Origin of the sequence: Jatrophihabitans sp. (assembly GCA_036399055.1) — a bacterium.
Lineage (GTDB): Bacteria > Actinomycetota > Actinomycetes > Mycobacteriales > Jatrophihabitantaceae > Jatrophihabitans_A.
This window is the reverse complement of the sequence record DASWNX010000043.1, coordinates 1-24010: the sequence shown is the minus strand read 5'-3', so window position 1 is coordinate 24010 and position 24010 is coordinate 1. Positions and strand designations below refer to the sequence as shown.

Genomic DNA, 24010 nt, shown 5'->3' with positions numbered 1-24010 from the left:
AATTTGCTCGACAAATCTTAGCGAATTGTGGAGTCTGGCCATCTGCTCCGGCCAACCGAATGAATGGCTTCGGTCATGCGTACCGCGATGCGCGAGCAATGCACACAGCTGCCCGAGTCAGCGCCTCAGTGCGCGAGCGCGCCCAGGTGCGCGGTGTCGTTGAAGGACTGCAGTGACACCGGGCCGTCGGCGTAGTACTCGATGACGCTGACCGAGGCCGGCGCCAGGAACATCTGCCGCATCGCCGAGACCGGGGCGTCCAGGGCCAGGCGCACCAGGGTCTTGATCGGTGACACGTGCGAGACCACGACCACCGTCTTGCCGGCGTGCTGGGCCAGAATCCGGTCCCGGGCCCGCCGAACCCGCCGGGTCACCGTCTCGAACGACTCGCCGGCCGGCGGCGCCACCGCGGGATCCTCCAGCCACCGCTGCAGCTCGGCAGGCCACCGCTGGCGCACCTCCTCGAAGGTGTAGCCGTCCCAGTCGCCGAAGTCGGTCTCGATCACGCCGTCCTCGACCTGCACCGGCAGCTCCAGCCGGTCGGCGATCTGCTGCGCGGTCTGCCGGGTCCGCCGCAGCGGCGATGAGATCAGCACGTCCACCGGGCCGAGCTCGGCGATCCGGCCGGCGGCCCGGCGAGCCTGTTCCACGCCCTCGTCGGTCAGCTCCAGGTCCGAGCGGCCCGCGAACTTCTTGGCCACCGAGTACTTGGTGACGCCATGGCGGACCAGCAGCAGCCGGGTCGCAGTGTCCTGCGGCGGCACCCAGGCCCCGTTGTTGTTCGCCGGCAGCCGCTCCCGCGCGCCATCGGCGAGCTTCGCAGGCTCGGTGGGCTTCGCCGGCTCGGCGCTCTGCACAGGCTTGGCACCCTTCACTTGCTCGGCACGCTCCCCTGGCTTGGCCGCCGCGTCCATCGCCTCATTGGCCAGCCGGTCGGCATGGCTGTTCTCAGCGCGCGGGATCCATTCGTAGCTGACCCGGTCGAAGCCGGCGGCCAGCTCGGCGGCCTGCCGGGCGAGCGGGCGCATCGACGGGTGCTTGACCTGCCAGCGGCCCGACATCTGCTCGATCACCAGCTTGGAGTCCAGCTGCACCCGAACCTCGCTGGCGCCCAGCTCACCGGCCGCGGTCAGCCCCGCGATCAGGCCCTGGTACTCGGCGACGTTGTTGGTGTCGACGCCGATGGCCGCCTTGCGCTCGGCCAGCGTGGCGCCGGTGTCGGCGTCCAGCACCACCGCGCCGTAACCGGCCGGCCCGGGGTTTCCTCGTGAGCCGCCGTCGGCCTGCACGACCACCCGCAGGCCGGCTGAGCCTTCGGCTGGGCTCACAGTCCCGACTCGTGGGTGCGGACCAGGATGCGCCGGCAGTTGTCACAGCGCACCACGGCCTCGGCCTTGGCTGCCCGGACCTCGCCCAGCTCCGAACCGGACAGCTCCAGCCGGCAGCCTTCACAGCGGCGTTGCCGCAGCATCGCCGCGCCGACCCCGCCGCTGGACTCACGGACCTTGTCGTAGAGGCCCAGCAGGTCAGCCGGCAGGGTGCCCGCCAGCCGGTCCCGCTCGGCGCGGCGCTTGGCGAGGGCGTCGTCGATCTCGCCGAACACCTCGTCGCGGGCTGCCTCGGCGGTGGCTCGTTCGGCGAGGATCGCCTGCAACTCCGACTGCAGCCGGCTGACCTGCGCCTCGGCTGTCTCGCGCGTCTCCATCAGCTCCAGCAGCTCGTCCTCCAGGACGCCCTGCCGGCGGGCCAGCGAGGTGACCTCGTGCTGCAGGCCGGCGATCTCCTTGGCCGGCACTCCGGAGGCGGCCATCCGCCGCTGGTCCTTGTCGGCCCGGAGCCGGACGTTGTCGACGTCGGCTTCCAGCCGGCGCTGCTCGGCGGCCAGGTCGGCAAGCGAGGTCTCAGCGTCCACCAGCTGGGACCGGACGCCGGAGGCACGCTGGTCGCAGTCGGCGATGGTGGCAAGCTCGGGCAGGTTGCGGCGCCGGTGTGCCAGCTGGGCCAGGGCGGTGTCGACCGCCTGCAGATCCAGCAGCCGGAGTTGGACGAAGGGATCAGCGATCACGTGGTGAGCTAGCCCTTTCTGGCGGATTCACGGTCAGACAGGCAGAACGGATGAGAACTCGGCCCGGATAGCAAGTGTGACAGTCAGCCTGCATGCAGGGTCCAGGGGTCGGTGACCGCGGTGGAGACGGCGACGTCGAGGCCGCCGAATCGCTGGCGCAGCAGCCCGGCGGCCACCGGCAGCCAGGGCCACTCGGTCGCCCAGTGCGCCGCGTCGACCAGTGCCAGCCGCGCGTCGGGGTCCGCGCCGGCGGCGAGGTCAGCGCGTTCGGTGACCGCCTCCACCGTGCTGTGATGCTTGAGGTCCGAGGTCAGGTACACGTCGGCGCCACGGGCCCGCGCCAGCTCGGTGTAGGACGCGCCGGAGCCGCCGCAGACCGCCACCGTGGAGACCAGCTGGTCCGGCCGCCCCGATGCCCGGACCCCCCACACGGTGCTGGGCAACCGGTCCGCGACGTAGCTCGTGAACTCCCGCAGCGTCATCGGCTCTGCCAGTTGCCCGATCCGGCCGGCGCCGGTGTCGGCGTCCAACGCCGGCTGCTCGGTCAGCGTGAACGCCACCTCTTCATACGGATGGGCCTGGCGCATCGCCGCCAGCACGGCGGCGCGTCGGGGCCTGGGCAGCACCACCGACAGCGCCTGCTCGCTCTTGCGGGTCAGCACGCCGATCTCGCCGTCGGCCGGGTCGGCGCCGGGCAGCGGCCGGTAGCTGCCCTGGCCCGACACCGTGAAGGTGCACTGGTCGTAGTCGCCGACCGCGCCGGCGCCGGCCTCGATCAGGGCGCTGATCAGCCGGTCGCAGTCGGCGGCAGGCACGTACACGGTCAGGTGGTCCAGGGCCGGGGTCGAAGCCGGCGACAACGGCGCGGTGGCGCGCAGGCCCAGGCAGTCGGCTAGCGCCTGCGACACCCCGTCGGCAGCGATGTCGGCGTTGGTGTGGGCGACGAAGTGCGCGACGCCGGCCCGGATCATCCGGTGCACCAGGGCGCCTTTGGGATCATCGGCGGGCACGCCGTGCACGCCGGTGAGCAGCAACGGGTGGTGGGTGATCAGCAACTGCGCCTCGGACTCGACCGCTTCGGCCACCGTCGCCGGGACGCAGTCGACCGCCAGCAGGACGCGCTCGATCCGGTCGCCCCGATCGCCGCAGGTCAACCCGACCGCGTCCCAGGATTCGGCGGTGGCCGGTGGGTACCAGCCGTCCAGGGCGGCGAGGACATCGGCGAGACTGGGCGCATGGGCAGGGCTCGGCACGGCTGGCAACGTTACTGCCTGCCCCGGAGGCGCGGTACGCCGTGGCTTGGATCGCTGACGCGACCCCCGCCTGCCGACGACGGCGTCCTGTTAGCCTGCTTTGACACCTATCGGGATGGGGATCGGGGGCGACATGTGGTACTGGCTGTGGTGGGTTCCCCCGGCGGCGCCAGTGGTGCTGATTCTGGGCTGGGCAGTGACCGCCGGGCGCAAGCGGGGCGGCGTCGGCCGGTCCTACAACATCGACGCCCAACGCGAGGCGACGGTCTCTCAGGTGGCCTACTCCGCCAGTGAGGCCGCCCTGCCGATGCGTGACCGCTCCTTTGAGAAGCCCCGCAATCGAACACACTATTGATTTAGCGGTGTAGCCTGGGCGGCATGTCCGCAGCGCTGCAGGCCTCACTCCTGGACCTCGCCGACGACATCTCGCTCGGCCCGCTCGGCGGCGCAGTCACCAGGCGAGCGCTGAGCGCGGGCGCCTGGGTGGACGTCCGTCCCGGCTGGTTGGCCGGCGCCGACGCGCTGTTCGACTTCCTGCTCGAGTCGGTGCCCTGGCACGCCGAGGAGCGCGAGATGTACCAGCGGATCGTGGCGGTCCCCCGGCTGCTCAGCTTCTACGACGAGGACGCGCCGTTGCCGCACCCGGTGCTGGAGGAGGCTCGTGAGCGGCTCGGCGCTCACTACGCCGACGAGCTCGGTGAGCCGTTTCGCACGGCCGGGCTGTGCCTGTACCGCGACGGCCGTGACAGCGTGGCCTGGCACGGCGACCGGATCGGGCGCAGCCGCACCGAGGACACCATGGTCGCGATCCTGTCGGTCGGCGCGCCCCGGCAACTGCTGCTGCGGCCCAGGCCAGGCACGGTCGGCAGCACCGGTGACAGCAGCGCTTCCGGCGGTGTTCTCCGGCACAACCTCGGCCACGGCGACCTGGTCGTGATGGGCGGCAGCTGCCAGCGCACCTGGGAGCACGCCGTGCCCAAGACCAGCAAGCCCGTCGGCCCGCGGATCAGCATCCAGTTCCGGCCCCGCGGGGTCCGCTGACCCCCAGCCTGGGTCCCGCAGGAGCCGGCGCCAGGCCTGGGGGCCGCGAGTCCCGACCGAGACGACCGCCGCGCTGCTACCCTGCGATGCACTGATGCCGTTTTGACCGATGGGGACGGGTATGTGGCTTTTATTTTGGATGTGTGTGGCTCTCTCACTGCCGGTGGCAGTGGCTCGCTACTGGGCGATGAGCCGCCGGCAACGGCACATCGACCGGTTGCGAGGCCATGATCCGGAGCTGGCCTCAGAGATCGAGCAGGCGGCTTACGGCAGAAGTCCAGCCACCCGGCCGCTGCCTGAGCGCTTCTTCGACAAGCCGCGGCGTCACAATCACTTCTGACGTCGCGACAGCCCACCTGCCGCCCCTGGACCGGACGGCCGATCCCCGCTCAGCCGGCTGAGTCCAGCGGACCTGATTCGCGGGTGAGGCCGGCGTAGCGCTCGTCGACCCTGGCCAGCTTGTAATAGGCGACGGCGCCGACCCACACCAGCAGGAAGACCACCACGATCAGCTGGCCGGCGGTGTTGAGGTTGATGCCGTTTACCAGGTCCCAGGGCTGCCCGGTCAGCTCCAACTTCTCCGAGAGCAGCCCCACCACCTGGATCGAGCCGATCACGAACGCCACGAAGATCGACAGCCCGGTGGTGGTGATGTTGTAGTAGATCTTGCGGATCGGGGTCACGAACGCCCAGCTGTAGGCCTTGCTCATGAACACCCCGTCGATGGTGTCCATCAGGGACATGCCGGCCGCGAACAGCAGCGGCAGCGACAGGATCGCCAGCGGGGGCAGCGAGGCGCCGCCTGCGCCCACGCCCACCGCGGCGGTGGCCGACAGGCCGAGGACGGCCACCTCGGTCGCGGTGTCGAAGCCCAGCCCGAAGAGGACGCCGACCGGGTACATCTGCCACGAGTGGTTGATGAACTTGTTGTAGCGGCCTCGGAAGATCCGGTTCATCAAACCCCGGTTGGCCAGCAGCACGTCCAACTCCTCGGGCTGGTACCGCCCGAGCTTGGCCTGGCGCCACATCTTGACGATTCCGATCAGGACGACGAGGTTCAACCCGGCGAGCAGGTAGAGGAAGGACGCCGACACCAGGGTGCCGATGATGCCACCTGTGCCGGCGAAACTGGCTTGGAACCGGCTGGCGGCCTTGGCGGCGAAGGCGACCCCGATCGAGAGCGCCAGCACGATGGTGGAGTGGCCGAGGGAGAAGAAGAACCCGACCCCGAGCGGCTGCTTGCCCTTCTGCAGCAGGTACCGGGTGGTGTCGTCGATCGCGCTGATGTGGTCGGCGTCGAAGGCATGCCGCAGGCCGAAGCCGTAGGCCAGCGCGGCGGCGCCGGCGAACACCAGATTGCCCTTGCCGTCACTGAGTGAGTGGAACTGCGGCTGGGAGTTGTAGTAGAAGAACAACCCGAAGCCGGCGACGTGCAACGCGGCGATGAAGCCGAACAGCCCCAGCAGCCGCACCACCTCGGCGCGGGTGAACCTGATCCGCTGGAAAGCGGGGACGGTGCTGGCTGGTGGCTGCGGAACCGAGGTGGCTCTGGTCATTACCGCGCTTTCACTAGCGTTCTCGCCGCGGCGGCGGCTGGAGTCGACGCTATCGCTGGCCCAGACCTTCTTGCAAGTCTGTTGCAATAACGAGGGGGCGGCCCTAGCCGACCGAGAACTCGCGCAGCGCCAGCGCCGCTCGGGGGTCGGCGCTGGACCGGCCGATCGCCACATAGCCGCCGCGCACAGCCGAGTCGTGCACCACGACCTGCGCGGTGTCGAACAGGTCCCCGCGCCGCCAGATCAACGCCTGGGGCGAGACGTCCAACCGCAGGGTGGCCCACTGACCGGCCTGCACCGGCGGCGTCTTGGCCTGGCCGAGCAGTTCCTGCGGCGCGGACGGGCCGTGCCGGTAGATCCGCAGCGTGCCGTCCGGCGACATGGTGGCGTGGTAGCCCTCGCTCAGGCTCAGGCCATCCTCGTAATAGCGGTCATCGAGATGGCAGAAGGCCAGCGACAGCACGGCCGACGGGTCGGCGGGCAACCGGTCCCAGGCGGCGGAGAACGTCAGCCGATAGTGCGAGGCCGCCGCGGCGATGGGGCTGAGCTGGCCCAGGGTGATGAACTGCCGCTTGTCCTCAGATCCCAGGGTCAGCTCGTTCAGCGCGGTCCAGGCGCCGGCCAGCGACCTGCTGTCGGGCATCTTCGGCTTCTCCCCCGACGAGATCCGCTTGCTGGCCCAGTTGTCGGAGGTGGTGGCGGCGGTGTCGGTGGCGGTGTAGCCGTAGTCGGAGGTGACCGCCCCGCTCACACCGAGCTTGAAGTAGTGCGCGGCGTCAGCGCGTCGATGGATGGGGTAGACCACCAACGGCACGCCGTGCGCCTTGGCGGCGGCGATCAGCGCGTCCGGGTAGTAGGTCACGTAGTCGCCGGTGTCGTAGGGCAGCACCAGCAGGTCGTTGCGGTCCAGCTTGCGGGCCGCCGCGGCGATGGTGGGCTCGTTCATGTCGGCCGGGCTGAGATAGGAGAACACCGGCAGGCCGGTCTTCTTGGCCTGCGGTATCCGCACGCTGGTGTGATAGGCCTTGACGATCACGGTGTCGAGCAATCCGAGCCGGGTCACCATCGCCATCATCGCCGGGTAGGCCCTGTCGTCCTTGGCTTCCAGGCAGATCACCACCTTGCCGCCGAACTCGGCCAGCACCGTCTCCAGCCGGGGGACCACGGGCAGCGGTTCGCGCGTCCAGGCCGGGCCCAGTTGCGGTTGCCGGACTCTGATCGTGGACAGCACCGAGGACGGCTGGCCGGCCACCAACCCCTTGCCGGTGGTGGTGCGGTCATAGCTCAGGTCGTGCAGGCAGATGAGCACGCCGTCGGAGGTCATGTTGACGCTGACCTCCAGGCACGGGGCGCCCAGTTCCACCGCCGCGCGGTAGCTGGGCAGGCTGTGCTCGGGATAGACGTCGCCGGCGCCGCGGTGGGCGATGTAGAACGGCTTGCCGCGGGTGGCGATCCACGATCGCGCCGTCACCGGGCCGGAGCTGGCGGTCGTCCGGGTCGCGCTCGCGCCGGCCGCGCCGGGCACCGGGCTGGTGGGATCGGCCGTCGGCGAGCAGGCGGCCAGCAGGCCGAGACCGCCGAGCGCACCCAGCATCGAACGCCGGCTCAGGTGGTGGTCGAAAGGCACCCGCCCAGGCTACCTAACGGAGCCTTTATTTGTGGGCGGGCCACCACCGCTGGCCGTGGCTCGCCGATCAGCTGAGGGTCAACGCCCCGTGAGCCAGCGTTATCCGCCGGCTCACCTGAACGGCTTCGGTCAGCCGGCGATCGTGACTGACCAGCAGCAGGGTGCCGGGATAGCTCTCCAGCGCCTGCTCCAACTGCTCGATCGCCGGCAGGTCCAGATGGTTGGTGGGCTCGTCCAGCACCAGCAGGTTCACCCCGCGCCCTTGCAGCAGCGCCAGCGCCGCCCGGGTCCGCTCCCCCGGCGACAGCGTGCCGGCCGGCCGGTCGGCGTGCGCGGCTCGCAGGCCGAACTTGGCCAGCAACGTCCGGATGTCGGCGTCGGGCCAGTCCGGCAGCAGCCGGCCGAAGGCCAGCGGCAGGGTCTCGTCCCGGCCGAGCAGTGCCCGAGCCTGGTCGATCTCACCCACCACGACGTTGGCGCCGAGGTGCTGGCGGCCTTCAGACAGTGCAAGCCGCCCCAGCAGCGCCGCTAGCAAGGTGGTCTTGCCGCTGCCGTTGGCGCCGGTGATCGCGATGCGGTCAGCCCAGTCGACCTGCAGGCTCACCGGCCCCAACCGGAACGTCCCGCGCGAGACGACCGCCTGGTCCAGAACTGCCACCACCGAGCCCGAGCGGGGCGCGGCGGCGATCTCCAGCCGCAGCTCCCACTCCTTGCGCGGCTCCTCCACCACCTCCAGCCGCTGCAGCAGGCGCTCGGTCTGGCGGGCCTTGGCAGCCTGCTTCTCGGTGCTCTCCTGCTGGAACTTGCGGCTGATCTTGTCCGGGTCCTTGCCGGCCTTGCGCCGGGCGTTGCGGGTGCCGCTCTCCAGCCAGTTGCGCTGCATCCGGGCCCGGTCATGGAGATCCTGGCGCCGTTCGGCGTTCTCCTCGAAGGCTTCGCGAGCCCTGCGCCGGGCGATCGCCCGCTCCTCGAGGTAGGACTGGTAGCCGCCGGCGTAGTGGGTGATCTGCTGCTGCGCCAGGTCGAGCTCGACGATCTCGGTGGCGGTGCGGGCCAAGAACTCCCGGTCGTGGCTGACGATCACCTGCCCGGCACGTTGGGAGCTCACGAACCGCTCCAGCAGTTCCAGGCCTGCCAGATCCAGGTCGTTGGTCGGCTCGTCCAGAGCGAAGACGTCAAAGCGCGCCAGCAACAACGAGGCCAGCGCCGCCCGGGCGGCCTGGCCGCCGGACAGCGAGGTCATCTCCGCTTGGGGGCCGGTGTCGAGGCCGAGCTGGGCCAGCACGGCGGGCACCCGGTCTTCCAGGTCCGCGCCGCCCAGCGCCAGCCAGCGGTCGAAGGCGGCCGAGTAGTCGGCCTCGGCCTGTGGGCCGTCCGCCAGCGCGGCAGCCGTCCGCTGCATCGCCTCGGTGGCCCGGCTCACCCCGGTTCGACGGCCGAGGAACGCCGCCAGCGTCTCACCGGCGCGCCGGTCGGGCTCCTGCGCCAGGTACCCGACGCTCGCCTCGGCCGGCACCCGGGTGATCGAGCCGGTCTCCGGTTGCGCCAGCCCGGCCAGCATCCGCAACAAGGTGGTCTTGCCTGCGCCGTTGGGCCCTACCAGCCCGATCACCGCGCCCGGCGCGATGACCATGTCCAGGCCGCGAAACAGCCAGCGCGAGCCATAGGCGGCGCTGGCGTCGGTGACCAGGATCGTTGCGCTCACGCCGCGACGGTAGCTGACGGCCGCGTCCGGCCAGGGCTGTCGGGCACGGCGACGCGGCCACCGCGACCGGTTGAGGGTTTGTTGCCCCTGTTGCGCCTTGTGCGAGGTTTGCTGTATTTCTATGGCAGCCCGCGCCGGCCCGCTCGGCGGCGTCGCGCTGCACAGCGCACTCCCCCGTTTCACTCACCCCCCTCTCGAAGGAGCTCCATGACTGGATCTCGCACGCCCGCAGGCGTGCTCCGTCGGCTCGCGGTGGTACTGGCCGCCGCGGCGCTGATGCTCACCGGCTTCAGCGTCACGTCGACCGCCTGGGCCTCGGCCACCGGCACCGTCAACACCGCCGGCGCGCCGCTCACCGTCCGTTCCGGCCCGCACGTGGGCAGCACCGCCGTCGGCTCGGTGGCCGACGGCGCGAGCATCACCATCGACTGCCAGACCTATGGCGACACGGTCAGCGGCACTTACGGCACCACCAACATCTGGGACCACGTTCCGGCCAAGGGCGGCTACGTCAGCGACGCCTACGTCCACACCGGCTCGGACACCTTGGTCGCGCCGCTGTGCGGCGGCACCCCCACCCAGAGCTGCTCCGGCGCCGGTTTGGGCAATCCGAGGACCTGCGGCGAAGCGGTCACCTGGGCCAAGAACCACGTGACCACCAGCTACGTCGCTGACTACGCCGGGCGCTGTGACCACGTGGTGGGCCTGGCCTACGGCTGGTCGCACAGCGGCTCGACCAGCGCGCGCTCGCACTGGCTGGCGATCCCCGGCGCCTACAAGCACGCCGGTGACAGCAACGTCCCGGCCGGCGGCCTGGCGTTCTTCTCCGGGGGATCGCAGGGTTACGGGCACGTGATGATCTCGATCGGCGGCGGCTACTTCCTGTCCACCGACATCCACGGCAGTGGCACCTTCACCCGCACCACCATCTCCGAGATCAAGAGCAGGTGGGGTCAGACCTACTCCGGCTGGGCCCAGCCCTGGTTCCAGATCAACCACTGAGCCCTCACTCGGTGAGCGGCGCTACGGCCGGACGGGCATGCCCGTCCGGCCGTTGCGTTGGGCTAGGCATCGATAGCATCGGCGGATGCGCCTTCGGAGCCCGGCCGGGCCGCCCAGCACCGGACGGCGCAGCCACGGGCTGCGCAATCCGGCGCAGGTCATCGTCCTAGCCTTTGCCGCAGCCACCGCGGTCGGCACCGCGCTGCTTTTGCTGCCGGCGGCGACGCCCGGGCCCGGGCACGCCAGCTTGATGGAGGCCTTGTTCACCGCCACCTCGGCGGTGTGCGTGACCGGGCACCTGGTCGTCAACACTGCGACCTACTGGAGCGTGTTCGGCCAGGTGGTGATCCTTGCCCTGATCCAGGTCGGCGGCTTCGGGGTCATGACGCTGGCCTCGCTGCTGGGGCTGCTGGTGTCACGGCGGCTGGGCCTGCGCAGCCGCATCACGGCGGCTGCCGAGACCCGCAGCATCGGCATCGGCGACGTCCGCAGGGTGATCGTCGGCGTCGTGCTGGCCAGCTTGCTGCTCGAGGCGCTGGCCGCCGCCGCCCTGACTACGCGGTTCTACTTCGGCTATCAGGAACCTGCCGGCCAGGCGCTGTGGCACGGGGTGTTTCACGCAGTTTCGGCGTTCAACAACGCCGGCTTCTCACTCTTCGAGGACAACCTGGTGGACTTTGCCGCCGATCCGTGGATCTGCCTGCCGATCGCCTTCGCGGTGATCGCCGGCGGCCTCGGCTTTCCGGTGCTGCTGCAGCTGCGCAGAGAGATCACCCGCCCGCGCCTGTGGACGCTCAACACCCGGCTGGTGCTGGCCACCACTGCCGCCCTGCTGGTCAGCAGCACCGCCTTCATCACCGCGATGGAGTGGAACAACGATGACACCCTGGGCAAACTGAGCCCCGGCGGCCGGCTGCTAGCCGGCTTCTTCCAGGCCGTGATCACCCGTACCGCCGGCTTCAACAGCGTCGACATCGGCGCACTCGACTCGGCGACCTGGCTGGGCATGGACGTGCTGATGTTCATCGGCGGCGGCCCGGCCGGCACCGCCGGCGGGCTGAAGGTCACCACCTTCGCGGTGCTGTACTTCATCATCTACAGCGAGCTCCGCGGCGACGGCGCGGTCAACGCCCTGGGCAAGCGACTGCCCCGCTCCACTCACCGCCAAGCGGCCACCGTGGCCCTGCTCGCGGTCGCGGTCGTGGTGACCTCGACTGTGGCGCTGCTGATCATGACCGAGTTCAGCCTCGACCGAATCCTGTTCGAGGTCATCTCCGCCTTCGCCACCGTCGGCCTGAGCACCGGCATCACCCCCGACCTGCCGGTCGCCGGCCAACTCATCCTGGTGCTGCTGATGTTCTTGGGCAGGGTCGGACCCGTCACCCTTGCCTCTGCCCTGGCACTGCGGCACACCACCAGGCTGTATGAGCTCCCCAAGGAGCAGCCCATCATCGGCTAAGGCCGCCTTAGCCCACCTTGAGTCGAGATCAGGCAGGGCGGGTCAACCGTTGAACGTGGCGACCAGCCGGTCACGCAGGCTCGGGTCGGCCAGCACCAGCACCTCGTCCCCGGCTTGCAGCAAGCTGTCACCACGGACCGGCAACAACCGGTCATCGCGCACCACGAAGCTGATCCAGGCGTCCTCGGGCAGGTCGTGCAGCTCGTCGATCCGGTGTCCGTGCGCGGGTGCGCCGGCCGTCACGGTGAAGCGGTGCACGCCCTCAGGCTCGTTTCTCAGCCGCACCCCGATGGCCCACGGTTCCGGCTCGACGACGCGCATCGGCAGCCGCAGCAGCCGCGCGACGGTCGGCACCAGGCTGCCCTGCAGCAGCACCGAGAACAGCACCACCACCACGACGATGCCGTAGAGCCGTTCAGCGTCAGGCACCTGCTCGGCCAGGATGAAACTGCCGAGCAGGATCGGCACGGCGCCCTTGAGTCCGGCGAACAGCACGAAGTTGCGCTCATTACTTCTCAGCCGCGCGGAGATCAGGCAGAGCCCTACGAAGACCGGTCGGATCACCGCGGCCAACACCGCACCGGTGACCAATCCCGGGATCAGCACGTCGGCGTGGGTCAGCTCGGCCAGGTCGACGGTCAAGCCCAGCACCACGAAGGCGACGATCTCGCCGAGGCTGGCCAGTGCCGAGTGAAACCGCTCGATCTCGCGCTTATACGGCGCCCGCTCGTCGCCAAGAAGAATACCGGCCACAAAGACCGCCAAAAAACCGGAGCCGTGGGCCAGGGTGGCAGCGCCGAACAGGATCAGCGCACAAGCGGCGGTCCGCAACGGGTACAGGCCCTCGCTCGGCAGCGGCACCGCCCGCATAAACCACAGCAGCGCCCGGCCGCCGAGGACCCCCACTGCCGCGCCGATGCCCATCTGCAGGGCGAACTCGCCAGCGATCTGCCCGAACGCGCCGGTGCTGATCCCGCCGGCCGCGATCAGGCTGGCCATCAGGGCGATGCCAACCGGGTCGTTGGCCCCGGACTCGCCCTCCAAGATGGTGCCGCTGCGCCCAGCGACCTCACGCCGGCCCAAAACCGAGAACACCACCGCCGGGTCGGTCGGCGAGATCGCGGTGGCGACCAGCAAGGCTAGGAACCAGCTGAGCCCGAAGGCGTAGTGGATGAACGCTGCGGCGACTGCGGTGGTGAGAAAAGTGCCCAGCACCCCCACTATCGCTATCGGCGCGGCGGCGGCCCGGAACTTTGGCCAGCCCAGATGCAGGCCACCGTCGAACAGGATGCAGATCAAGGCCAGGGTGACCAGCCGTTCCACCAGCAGCTCGGGGGGACGATGCAGTTCCGGAATCACTTGCACCGCTACTGCGGCGGCAACCAGCACCAGCAGCGGCGCCGGAATCCGGATCCGCTCGGTCAACCGGTTGGACAGCAGCGCCAGCAGGCCGACCGCGCCCACCAGCAGGACCAGCTGCGCGAAGGTAAAGGTGTCAGACATGACGCTCCGAGACTAGGAAGACGCGGCGGGCAGAACGAAACCACTGCCGACCAGGCTTCCCGGCGCACCGGTTCCACCCTAGCCGTGCGGCTCGGTGAAACCGCCGGTGGGCGCTGTTGGGATCGAACCAACGACCGCGCGGATGTGAACCGAGCCGTCTGCGGCTGAGCTAAGCGCCCGCACCGGGCTAAGGCCATTGACGGTTGTGAACCTCAGCCGCACCTGCCATCCTCTGGAAGGCGGCGAACCCCGGTTCGCGGCAATTGCAGAGAGTGCCTCATATGATCGAGAAACCGAACCTGCCAGGTGGGCCAGCGTGCATGTAGAGCAGTTATGGCGATTTCCTGTCAAGTCGCTACGAGGAGAGCCGCTCGAGTCGGCCGTGCTGACCGAGGACGGTGTGGTCGGTGACCGGCTCGTGCACGTCCGCCAGCACGCCCATGTGGTCACCGGCCGGACCAGGCCCCGCCTGCTCGGCCTCACCGGGTCGACCGCCGCGGACGGGACGGCCCTGATCGAGGGCGTCCCGTGGAATGACCCGGCAGCGGCACAAGCCATCCGTGAGGCGGCCGGTCCGGGCGCCGAAGCGGTCTACTACTCCGGGCACGAGCGCTTCGACGTGCTGCCGCTGCTGGTCGCCACCGACGGGGGCGTGCAGGCGTTCGGCTACAACGGGCGCCGGCTGCGGCCGAACATCGTGATCGGGGGCGTGCCGGGCCTGCAGGAGCGATCCTGGCCGGGCAAGGTGCTGCGGATCGGCGAGGTGCTCATCGGGCTGTACTCCCTCAGGTCACGCTGCATCGTGACCACCATCGACCCCGACACCGGCGAGCAGGACCTCAACGTCCTGCGCAAGATTCACTATGAGTTCGCCGGCAGGCTCGCCCTCAATTGCTGGGTCGCCCAGGGCGGGGTGATCAGGGTCGGGGACGCCGCGGAGATCATCGAGATGACCCTGCCCCAGCCCCAGCCCGATGGATGGATTATCGGGGCCCCTTACTCCGTGGCCTGACCGTAGTCACCTCGCGGCAAGTCACACGGTGACGCCGGGTGAAGCGGCGGGGGCTCACCGGCCGACCTGATCGCAGCGGGCCGTCCTGGCGTCACGCTCACTAGGCGAGGAAGGCCGAGAAGCGCTATGAGCCGGGCTCAGGCCGCGGCACTTTGTATGAGCAAGCAAGTATTAGTTTCAACGACATCGAGGGTTCGCTTATCGTCTTGTTTACAGCTGAACCGCTGAGGTCCCCGAGCCGTCGCTGACAATTCATTGACAGTTGATCATTGACACGGTATTCGACGCCGCTGGAGCTCCGCGGTGAGAGCGTCGTCGGACCCCATCTTGCAGATACTTTACGCAAACCACACGCCAGGAGGCGGGGGTGTGATGGTTCGGTACCGCCACTGCCCCGCTGGGCAGTCGGGGCCCGGTGGCAAGCAGTCATGTTCGGTGCAGACACAATTACCTGGCTCAGGCAGCGGAAAACCGCCTGGCATAACGCCGGCACAGCGCGAGCGGCCCCTTTCGCTGCTGTGGCCACCCGTGGCCGCAGGCAGGGGCCACTGACTGTCAGAAAAAGTCAAAATCGCCGGAATGAATGTTGACTAACATATAGCAATAGATGATTATTACGCCAACGTCTTGATCAGGCCATAGGCCCTGATCGAGTCATAGAGCTGCGATCACCCCCGAGCCATCTCACTCGACTCCTAGAGGGAGAAATCATGCGCGCCGTCACCGAAGCCGAACCCGGACCGAATTCGCGAACAGGGCGGAACGGCGTACGCCCTGACCTGGTTGAGGAGATCTCGTCCTGGCTGGGCCAGTCGGCCGATGAGGTCGACCGCAACGTGCCGGCGGCCGAGCGGCGCAGGATCCGTACCGCGGTCACCGCGCTGAACAATCGGGCGCAGGCCGGCGACGCCGACGCCTTCTACGCCCAGCAGTTCCTGCTGGCGCGCATCTACCAGCTCCACACGGTGATACCCGACGGCGCGACCGCGGAGGGGTCGATAGCGCTGCACGAGGTCACGCGGTTGCTGGAACAGGCGACCATCGCCGCCCAGGACGCCGACATCGAGCCGGGCCTGATCGAGTCCAGCCCGGACGAGCCCCGTCCCTACCTCTCGTGGATCAAGCGGACCGCCAAAGAGCATCCCGTGTACAAGCACCCCTACTACAAGGACTTCATCCGTAACCACGCCACGGCCGAGGATTTGCGCTCCTACATGATCCAGGAGTCCGTCGTCGACGGGCGGTTCGACGATCTGCTGGCCATGATGCAGGTCGGCACTAACGGCGCGGCCAAGATGGAGATCGCCAATAACTTCTGGGACGAGATGGGCAACGGTGACAAGCACCAGGTCCACACCCACCTGTTCAACAACATCTTCAAGGTGTTCGACGTCCAGGCAGACGAGTTCGAAGAGTCGCTGACGGCCAACGCCCTGCTGTCGGGCAATCTCGCTGTCATGCTCTGCCGCTATCGGCAGTTCTACGCCGAGGCAGTCGGCTTCATGGGAATGTTGGAGTGGCTGGTCCCCGACCGGTTCGTGCATGTCTTGCATGCCTGGGACCGGCTCGGACTGCCCCCCAGCGGTGTCATTTACCACAAGCTGCACGTGACCATCGACTCCCAGCACGCCGCCGGCTGGTTTCACAACGTCGTGCTGCCTGCCGCCAAGTCCCCCCACATGCGCCACGGAATCGCCCGAGGCACACTGTGGCGGCTGAACTCCTCGGCGCGCTACCTGGACGAGCGCATGCCTTCGGCAGCCAGCTGACCGCCTGACCCCCCGTTCCCCCGCAAGAGGAAGGGCATGAGAAATGCCGCTCAACCCGCAAGGATTCGCAGTGATCGACCTCCCGCCGGTCCCCAGCGAGGTCCTTGACAGCTACGAGAACTGCCCGGTCGACGAGTACATGGGCCACGGCACCCGGTACAAGCGGTTCGCGCAGTACCGCCTGACACCAGACGCCCAAGCCGCCAACGGCTGGTCGTTCGAGCGGCTTGAGCACCGTGACTACACGGCCTTCAAGAAGTTCAACCCGGTCGGCGGCGGGATCAAGCGGACCTACGAGCCGATCGAGGCCGACCTCACCCCGCTCATCGCGCACGGCGTCGCCGAACTGGGGCTGGACCAGAGCGAGGACTGGCAGATCAACGTCCATCAGAACCGCTCGCGGGCTGATGAGAGCACGGCGGCGCCGCTGACCCCCGAAGGGGTCCATCACGACGGGCACGAGTTCGTCATGATCGCCGTGCTGCGCAAGGTCAATGTGGCCGGCGCGCAGACCCGGCTGTGGCACGACGGCGCGCCGGCGCCCTTCTGGACCGGAACCCTGGAGGCCGGGCAGGCCGTGCTGCTGGACGACCGGGCGATCGCGCACGACGTCACCGACGTGCTCTCGGTCGACGGTCAGCCCGCGCACCGAGACATCGTGATCGTCGCCTTCTCCCGCTGGAAGGACAAGTGGTACGGCGAGGAGCATGACAAGGCCGTCCTGGAGGACGAGCCCCCGGCGACCGTTCCCCAGAATGCTGGTGCGCTCAACGGGACCGGCTGACACGTGGCGGACTTCGTCAAGTACCAGGCGTTGGGCAACGACTACCTCGTCCTCGACCCGCAGCAGGTGAAGTGGGAGCCGTCCCCGGCAGCAGCCCGGCAGCTGTGTGACCGGCACTTCGGCATCGGCGCCGACGGTGTCATGTACGGGCCCGTCAAGCCGGTCCAGGCTGGCCAGCCGGTGGAGTTGGTGACTCTGAACTCCGACGGCACCACCTGCGGTCTCAGCGCGAACGGGGTGCGGATGTTCGCCCTGCACCTTGCCGAGCACCACCTCGACGCCACCAGCTTCACGATCCGCACCCCGGCCGGGGACTCGCTGGTGGAGATCGCCGACTTCTCCGCCGGCCTGGTGCGGGTCAATCTCGGCCGGCCGTCCTTCGAGGCCGGCGCGATCCCCGTGCTCGGGCTGTCCGGACCGGCGATCGACTGGACGCTCGACCTCGACGGCGAGCAGGTGACGGCGACCTGCGTCCACAACGGCAACCCGCACACTGTGGTGTTTCTCGACGAGTTGAGCGCTGACCGGGCGCGCGAGCTCGGACCCCAGATCGCGCGGCACCCCCGGTTCCCGGATCGGACCAATGTGGAATTCGCCCGCGTGCGCGACCGCCGCCTGATCGAGGTCGAGATCTGGGAGCGGGGCGCCGGTTACACGCTGGCCTCCGGAGGCAGTGGCTGCGCTGTGGCCAGCGCGGCACACCTGGCCGGCCTGGTCGATGACGAGCTCACGGTGCAGATGCCCGGCGGGCAATTGCAGATCAGCATCGGCGCCGACCAGTGCGTCACGATGACCGGCATCGTCGAAAAGGTGGCGACCGGTGATTTCTCGGCCACCCTCGGCGAACGGATCGGAGTCTCACGAGCCTCAGCCGTGCCGGCATGACCGCGGCTGCCAACGCCATCGCTGAGGCTGGCGCGGCCGGCGAGCTGGGCTCCATGCGGCATTGGGTCTTCGAGGAGACGATCGGCAAGTTCGACATCGACCTCGGCGACAGCCACGTGCAGTGCAGCACCGTCGGGCAGTTCCAGATCTCTGCTGACCTCGAGCTCAACTACGGCTTCGATCGAGGCAGCCCCGAGCTCATCCGGTTGGTGGCACAGCGCTACGGCGGCTCACCTGAGCATGTGGTGATAACCCATGGCGCCCAGGAAGCGCTCTACCTCCTGTACTGCACGCTGTTGCGGCCCGGCGATCGGGTGATCGCGTTTCGCCCGGGATGGCAGCAGGCCTGGCAGGCGCCGCAACGCCTGGGATGCCGGGTAGAGGTCATGGACCTTGCCGAGGACTTCAGCATCGACCTCGCCGAGCTCGCCGAGGTCGACCCGAGTGGCCTGCGGCTCATCACGGTCAACAGCCCGACGAACCCGACCGGCCGGCGGATCCGCGCCGAGGAGTTCACGGCGCTGCTCGAGCTGGCCGAACGCGCTGACGCCTACCTGGTGGTGGACGAGGAGTACCTGCTGGACCTCTCGACCTCGCCGGCAGTGCTCCACGACCGCGCCATCTCGGTGTCGAGCCTGTCCAAGACCGCCGGCGTCCCCGGCCTGCGTGTCGGGTGGATGTACGGCCCACCCGAGGTGGTGTCGGCCTGCGCGGAGTACAAGCACCTGACCACGATCTCCAACTCCGTGCTGTGCGAGGCCCTCGCGGCCGACGTGCTGCGGCACTGGGACCGGTACGAGCGGCAGTACCAGCGCTTGACCGGCGCCGGGCTGGGCTTGCTGCAGGAGTTCACCGCGCGCCACTCCGACCTGCTGCGGTTGACGCCGCCGGAAGGGACCCCTTTCGCGTGGTTGCGTCTGCTGACGGGCGGCTCGTCGATGGCATTCGCCAGGCAGGTGCTGGAGACAGGCGTGCTGTTGATGCCAGCTGAGACACTGGGGACCACAGGCGGCATCAGAATCAGCTTCGCGCGCGAGCCCGCCGTCCTGGCCGAGGGCTTGGCGCGGATCGAGGGCGTTCTCACCGGCTTGACACGGCTCACAGAATAGGTCTGCTCACACATGACACTCGACACGGACCGGAACCTCTCCGACCTGGGCGACGGCCGGACCCAGGCCGAGACGGGGCTACCTCTACGACCGCTTTCCTTCGGTCAGGAACAGCTGTGGTTCATCGACCAGCTGGCGCCTGGGCAGACCACCTACAACATCCTCCAGTCCTGGCGCGTGCAGGGCCCGCTGGACATCGACATCCTGCGCCGTTGTCTGACCCTGGTCATCACCAGGCACGAGGTGCTCCGGGTGACGATCCAGACCGAGGACGGCACGCCCTATCAGGTGGTCTCCCCGCCTGCCCCGGTCGAGCTGCCGATCCTCGACCTCAGGCCGCTCCCGGAGGCCGAACGCGAGCAAGGCCTGCAGTCGGCGCTTCGTGAGCAGCTCACGGTGCCCTTCGACCTCAAGACCGGCCCGCTGTACCGATTCCAGTTGTTCCAGCTGGCAGACGAGCAGTACGTGCTGTGCCAGGGCTATCACCACATCGTCACCGACGGCTGGTCCTCGGCGATCATTAACTCCGAGATCTCGGCTACCTATCGGGCGCTGCTCGAAGGCGATGACCCGCAACTGGACGATCCCGAAGTCAGCTACCTCGACTACGCCCAGTCCCAGCGGGAGCGACTGCAGGGCGAGGCACTCGAGGAGGAACTGGCCTTCTGGCAGGAGCGGCTGGCAGGCCTGCCGGTGCTCGAGCTGCCCACCGACCGGCCGCGGCCGGTGGGCGGCGACCACCGCGGCGACTCGGTGCTCTCCCCCTTTCCCCCAGGCTTGCGTGAGGCCGCCCAGCAGTTGGCCGACGAGCACGGGGCCTCGCTGTTCATGGTGCTGGCCACCGCGTTGGCCGTGGTCCTGAGCCGGTACAGCGGCCAGGAGGACATCCCGATCGGGGTGCCGATGCTGGGCCGTCCCGAGCCCGAGCTCGAGGATGTCGTCGGCCTGTTCATCAACATGGTCGTGCTGAGGTCAGACCTGTCCGGCGACCCCTCGTTCGCGGAGCTGCTGGACCGGGTCGCTGACCTCAACCTGGACCTCTACGAGCACCAAGAAGTGCCCTTCCACCAGGTCGTGGACCGGGTGCAGCCGGTGCGTGACCCCGACCGCAACCCGCTGTTCCAGGTCGCTGCGCAACTGCTGGGGGGCGCCACGTCCGGAGAAAGCCTCTCGCTGCCAGGGGTGAGCGCGGACTACCTGCTGCTTGCCTCGGTCAGCGCCCGCTTCGACCTCGCGCTGACCTTCATCGACACGCCGGCCGGGCTCCTGACGGGGGTCGAGTACTCCACCGCGCTGTTCGACGAGTGGCGAATCAAGGCCATGCTCGGACATGTCGAGAGCGTGCTGCGCACAGCGACGGCCGACCCGGCGCTGCGGCTGTCGCAGATACCGGTCGTCACCGAAGACGAGAAGGCGGAGCTGCTGGCCGTCGGGCGGGGCGAGGTCGTCGCTTACAACGAGCTACCGCTGCATGCCGCGGTCGCGGCCGTCGCCGCCAGGACCCCCGACGCGGTGGCGCTGGTCTGCAACGGCGTGGAGCTCAGCTACGGCGAGTTCGTCCGGCAGGCCGGCCAGCTGGCCCGCTACCTGCGTTCGCTCGGCCTACGGCGCGAGCAGGTGATCGCGGTCGTCATCGACCGTGACCTCGACGCCTACGTCACCATGCTCGGCATCCTCATGGCCGGGGCCACCTTCACCATGCTGGACCCCAAGCTTCCGGCCAACCGGCTGGCCTTCATGATCGGCGACACCGCCGCGCCGATCGTGATCACCCGTTCGGATCTGGCTGACCGGCTGCCGGAGCCCACCGGCTGGCAGCGAGTGCTGATCGACGCCGATTGGCCCGCCATCGAGGCCATGCCGGCCGACGAGCCGCTCGAGGAATGGTCGACTGCCGACTCCCTGGCCTACATCCTCTACACCTCGGGCTCGACCGGGACTCCCAAGGGAGTGATGATCGCTCATCGCGCGGTGTCGCTGTTCGCCGAGGGCTACCGGCGGACCTATGACTTCGGCCCGCAGGACCGGTTGCTCCAGTTGCCCTCGCTGTCCTTCGACATGTCGCAGGGCGAACTGTGGACTGGCTTCCTGGTCGGTGCGACGGTGGTCGCGGTCGGGGCGGAGGAGGCGCTGTCACCAGAGGGCCTGATGACGCTGATGCGTGAGCAGCGAGTCAGCTACGCAGGTCTGCCGCCGGCGATTCTCTCGGTGCTGGAGGCCGAGCCCTACCCGAACCTGAAGTACGTGATGGGAGGCGCTGAGGTCCTGCCGCCGGAGCTGGTGAACAAGTGGAACCTGCCCGGCCGCACGTTCGTCAACCTCTACGGCCCGACCGAGGCCGCCATCGCCTGCACCGAGTACAAGTGCCCGCACATCGACTGGCAGACCTCGCCGCCGATCGGCCGGCCCCAGGTCAACCGCCAGGTGTATGTGGTGGACCAGCGGCAGAACCTGGTCCCCAAGGGTGTTCCCGGCGAGCTTCTGATCGGCGGTGAGGACGGCGGGCTGGCCCAGGGGTACCTGAATCAACCCGAGCTCACCGCGGAGAAGTTCATCGCCGACCCGTATCACCCCGGACGGTTGGTGTACCGCAGCGGTGACCTGGTCCGGTGGAACGAGGACCTGCAGATCGAGTTCATCGGCCGGGTCGACAACCAGGTCAAGTTGCGCGGGCTGCGCATCGAACTCGGCGAGATCGAGGGGGCGTTGCTGACCCATCCCGACGTGGGCCGCTCGGTCGTGCTGCTACGCCCGGACCCGCAGGGGGAGAATCGACTGGTCGGCTACGTCACCGCTTCGGGGCAGCGCCCGCCGGTGCCGCAGGAGCTGCGCGCGCACCTCGGCGGCCTGCTGCCGGACTACATGGTTCCGACCGCCTGGGTGGTGCTCGAGGAGTTCCCGCTGAGCGGGGGCTGGAAGATCGACCGCAAAGCACTACCGGACCCGGTGGAGCAGGAGCTGTCCGAAGACGCCTTCGTGGCGCCGGCCAACGCCACCGAGGAGACGGTGGCCCAGGTCTTCTCGGACGTGTTGTCGGTGCCGAAGGTCAGCGCGCAGGACGGCTTCTTCGCCATCGGCGGCAACTCCCTGCAGGCCATGCGGGTGGTGAGCCGGATCAACAAGGCCTTCGGGATCAAGATCAACATTCGGCTGTTGTACGGAAACGCCACGGTGAGCGCCATCTCGGCCGTGATCGAGGAGAAGGTCCAGCCGACCTCCTGACCAGCGAAGGGCTCCTGACGACGGCCCCATAGCAATGGCCTCACGCGGGTCGCGCCCCTGAACGAAGCGGGGGCGCGACAGGCCAGACCTACACGCCCACTATGTCTATGGCGAAGTGCTCGGACAACATGTCCAGCCACACCCCGGCCTCGTCCGCCGTCTCGGCTGCCCGATTCAGCCCAGCCGGCAACGCGCCGTCCAGCAGCCGGCAGACCCCGATCGCCAACGGAGCGGAGACACAACGGGCCATCGCGGCCTCGGCGTCATCACCGATCAGGTCCAGCACCCGACCGGCGCCGAACGTGGCGCCGTGCTCGGCGCGCACGTCCAACTCCACGGTGAGCACCACGCGATCCCGGTCGGTCGGGGTCATCGGGTACCGCTGGGCCAACTCGCCGGCGAGCTCGGGAACGCAGTCTGATCCGCGTGATTCCAGTTGGTCGAACACTGGTTGCCAGGCCTGGCGCCAGCCTGGCAGCCGCAGCGTGCCACGCACGAACGATTCCACTTCCCAGCCGCTCGGGATGCCGTACTGCTCGATGAACGGGACGCTGTCCCTGTTCGGGTACACCTCGAAATCCTCGCCGTTCACCGAGTGCGGCCGAACCGCATGCCAGGGCTTGGCCACCTCGGTGACCTCGCCGCCGTCGAGATAGCGAGCTGGTGAGAGCAGCGCGGTCAGCACACCCTGCGGCGCCCAGCTGAAGAGGTAGCGAAAGTCGTTGGCGACTGCCGGCACGCCACCGCAGTAGGACGTCAGTGACACCGTCGCAGGGCCGGCGCCGACCTTGGCGAGGGCCTCAGCGATCAACTGGTGAGCCAGCAGGTGGTCGATGCCCGGGTCCAACCCGGCCTCGGTCAGCACCACCAGCCCCGCCGTGCGAGCCTGCTCGGCCAGGGCCGCCAGCTGTGGCGAGGTGTAGCTCGAGCAGGCGAAATGCGCCCCGGTCTGCAGGCAGATCTCGAGCAGCTCGGCATGCCAGGCAGCCGGCAGCATCGAGACCAGCACGTCGCCCGGCGCCAGTTCGGCCGCCAGCGCCGGTAGTTGCAGAGCGCGGCTCGCAGCGACCGGAACCCCCAGCCGGTCGGCCAGCGCCGCCGCCTTCTCCTCGGTCCGGCCCCAGAGCACCAGCGGGTGGCCACGCCCGGCGAGCATGGTCAGTCCGCTGCCGCTGGACAGTCCGGTGCCTACCCAGTGGATGGTCGGACCGGAGGCAGGCGGGGTCGGCTCAGGCATCAGTCAGCTCCCTGTCGGAGTGGATAGGTGGCGGTGGAACAGGTCCAGGCAGCGCTGCCAGGCGGGCTGGGCGCCCAGCCCGGACAGCTGCCCCCGCAGGTCGCCCGAGAAGGTGATGCTTGCCTCCAGTGGCAGCAGTGACGGCAGGTTGTCGATCGCGATGACGGCCAGCTCGGTCGCCGGCACCGCAAAGACCGGCTGCTCCCAGCTCGTGGTGTCCTGATAGAGCGGAAACAGGTTGTACGGCGAGCCGACGTCACAGGTGACGTCGGCCAGCACTCGCAGCCGGTAGGGCCGGCCTGCTGAGTCGGCTGCGATGAGGTCGGCCGCGCTCAGGTACGGCCGGCCGGGCTCGGTGGTCAGCACCGTGTTCACGACGATGTCGTGCTCGAGCATCGCGGGCCGGTCCAACGTCCGGGTCTCGGCCACATCCCATCCGGTGATCGCCACTCCGGCGGCTGCCAGGGCGTCCCGGGCGCCGCTGCCGGAGCGGCCGAGCGAGCCAAGCACCAGCACCCGCAGTCCGGGCACGCTGGCGGCCGCCGTGGCCAGCTGGGTGTCCAACTGCTGCCGGGTCCCCGGCTGCAAGGGCGCTTGCAGCGCGCCGGCGTGTTGCAGCACCGCCAGGGCCGCGCCCACGTAGCCGGCCCAGTAACCGAACGCCGCCAGCCGGCGGCCGTTGTCGTCGGTGAGGTACTCCAGGTCCAGCAGCGCCCCGCCGCCGGCGGCGAACCGGTTCAGCAGCAGCCGGGCGCCCGGCTGGTCCGTGTCGGCCTGGGCG

20 protein-coding genes and 1 tRNA gene are annotated in these 24010 nt (G+C 69.0%); 11 read left to right on the top strand and 10 right to left on the bottom strand.

What is annotated here, in order from left to right; genetic code table 11:
* Positions 1-125 precede the first annotated feature (125 nt).
* The 3 genes from VGB75_19565 to VGB75_19555 form a co-directional block, all read right to left on the bottom strand.
* On the bottom strand, positions 126-1328 hold the full coding sequence (locus VGB75_19565) for a bifunctional RNase H/acid phosphatase (GenBank protein HEY0169248.1): 1203 nt from the start codon (positions 1326-1328) through the stop codon (positions 126-128).
* Entirely contained in the window at positions 1325-2065 is a 741-nt protein-coding gene (locus tag VGB75_19560) for a C4-type zinc ribbon domain-containing protein (protein ID HEY0169247.1), read from the bottom strand. The genes VGB75_19565 and VGB75_19560 overlap by 4 nt, the downstream gene beginning before the upstream one ends.
* Positions 2066-2148: 83 nt before the next feature.
* Complete coding sequence (locus tag VGB75_19555; GenBank protein HEY0169246.1) at positions 2149-3318, bottom strand: Nif3-like dinuclear metal center hexameric protein; 1170 nt, start codon at positions 3316-3318, stop codon at positions 2149-2151.
* Positions 3319-3433: 115 nt separating this feature from the next.
* Here VGB75_19555 and VGB75_19550 point away from each other — a divergent pair, with 115 nt between their 5' ends.
* The 3 genes from VGB75_19550 (at position 3434) to VGB75_19540 (ending at position 4699) form a co-directional block, all read left to right on the top strand.
* Positions 3434-3673 carry a hypothetical protein gene (locus VGB75_19550; GenBank protein ID HEY0169245.1) on the top strand — a complete coding sequence of 80 codons (240 nt, stop codon included), beginning with the start codon at positions 3434-3436 and terminating at the stop codon, positions 3671-3673.
* Positions 3674-3696: 23 nt separating this feature from the next.
* Positions 3697-4359, top strand: a complete 663-nt coding sequence (locus VGB75_19545; GenBank protein ID HEY0169244.1) for an alpha-ketoglutarate-dependent dioxygenase AlkB — start codon at positions 3697-3699, stop codon at positions 4357-4359.
* Between the two features lie 145 nt (positions 4360-4504).
* Complete coding sequence (locus VGB75_19540) at positions 4505-4699, top strand: hypothetical protein (protein ID HEY0169243.1); 195 nt, start codon at positions 4505-4507, stop codon at positions 4697-4699.
* A gap of 49 nt (positions 4700-4748) precedes the next feature.
* Here the strand turns inward: VGB75_19540 and VGB75_19535 are convergent, their stop codons facing one another.
* From VGB75_19535 to VGB75_19525, 3 genes are all read right to left on the bottom strand, one after another.
* Complete coding sequence (locus VGB75_19535) at positions 4749-5915, bottom strand: HoxN/HupN/NixA family nickel/cobalt transporter (GenBank protein HEY0169242.1); 1167 nt, start codon at positions 5913-5915, stop codon at positions 4749-4751.
* 103 nt (positions 5916-6018) lie between these two features.
* Positions 6019-7542, bottom strand: a complete 1524-nt coding sequence (locus VGB75_19530) for a glycerophosphodiester phosphodiesterase (GenBank protein HEY0169241.1) — start codon at positions 7540-7542, stop codon at positions 6019-6021.
* Between the two features lie 67 nt (positions 7543-7609).
* Positions 7610-9247 carry an ABC-F family ATP-binding cassette domain-containing protein gene (locus tag VGB75_19525; GenBank protein ID HEY0169240.1) on the bottom strand — a complete coding sequence of 546 codons (1638 nt, stop codon included), beginning with the start codon at positions 9245-9247 and terminating at the stop codon, positions 7610-7612.
* Between the two features lie 207 nt (positions 9248-9454).
* Between VGB75_19525 and VGB75_19520 the strand changes: the two genes are divergently transcribed.
* Complete coding sequence (locus VGB75_19520; protein ID HEY0169239.1) at positions 9455-10249, top strand: hypothetical protein; 795 nt, start codon at positions 9455-9457, stop codon at positions 10247-10249.
* A gap of 85 nt (positions 10250-10334) precedes the next feature.
* Complete coding sequence (locus VGB75_19515) at positions 10335-11708, top strand: potassium transporter TrkG (protein HEY0169238.1); 1374 nt, start codon at positions 10335-10337, stop codon at positions 11706-11708.
* Positions 11709-11750: 42 nt separating this feature from the next.
* Here the strand turns inward: VGB75_19515 and VGB75_19510 are convergent, their stop codons facing one another.
* On the bottom strand, positions 11751-13211 hold the full coding sequence (locus VGB75_19510) for a cation:proton antiporter (GenBank protein HEY0169237.1): 1461 nt from the start codon (positions 13209-13211) through the stop codon (positions 11751-11753).
* 107 nt (positions 13212-13318) lie between these two features.
* Positions 13319-13390, bottom strand: a tRNA-Val gene (locus VGB75_19505).
* A 26-nt stretch (positions 13391-13416) separates the two neighbouring features.
* Here VGB75_19505 and VGB75_19500 point away from each other — a divergent pair.
* The 6 genes from VGB75_19500 (at position 13417) to VGB75_19475 (ending at position 21992) form a co-directional block, all read left to right on the top strand.
* Complete coding sequence (locus VGB75_19500; GenBank protein HEY0169236.1) at positions 13417-14223, top strand: MOSC N-terminal beta barrel domain-containing protein; 807 nt, start codon at positions 13417-13419, stop codon at positions 14221-14223.
* Between the two features lie 710 nt (positions 14224-14933).
* Entirely contained in the window at positions 14934-15992 is a 1059-nt protein-coding gene (locus VGB75_19495; GenBank protein ID HEY0169235.1) for an iron-containing redox enzyme family protein, read from the top strand.
* Between the two features lie 70 nt (positions 15993-16062).
* The gene (locus tag VGB75_19490) at positions 16063-16776 is read left to right on the top strand and encodes a 2OG-Fe dioxygenase family protein (protein ID HEY0169234.1); all 714 of its coding nucleotides are present in this window, start codon (positions 16063-16065) and stop codon (positions 16774-16776) included.
* Positions 16777-16779: 3 nt separating this feature from the next.
* A complete protein-coding gene (gene dapF, locus VGB75_19485) occupies positions 16780-17661 on the top strand; it encodes a diaminopimelate epimerase (GenBank protein ID HEY0169233.1) in 882 nt (293 codons plus the stop codon).
* A complete protein-coding gene (locus VGB75_19480) occupies positions 17658-18770 on the top strand; it encodes a pyridoxal phosphate-dependent aminotransferase (GenBank protein HEY0169232.1) in 1113 nt (370 codons plus the stop codon). The genes dapF and VGB75_19480 overlap by 4 nt, the downstream gene beginning before the upstream one ends.
* Before the next feature lie 12 nt (positions 18771-18782).
* A complete protein-coding gene (locus VGB75_19475; protein HEY0169231.1) occupies positions 18783-21992 on the top strand; it encodes an amino acid adenylation domain-containing protein in 3210 nt (1069 codons plus the stop codon).
* Positions 21993-22080: 88 nt separating this feature from the next.
* On the opposite strand, the gene VGB75_19470 is transcribed toward VGB75_19475, so the two are convergent.
* Both VGB75_19470 and VGB75_19465 read right to left on the bottom strand, forming a co-directional pair.
* Complete coding sequence (locus tag VGB75_19470) at positions 22081-23229, bottom strand: saccharopine dehydrogenase family protein (protein ID HEY0169230.1); 1149 nt, start codon at positions 23227-23229, stop codon at positions 22081-22083.
* Between the two features lie 3 nt (positions 23230-23232).
* The coding region (locus VGB75_19465) for a hypothetical protein (protein HEY0169229.1) at positions 23233-24010 on the bottom strand (778 nt) is incomplete at its 5' end.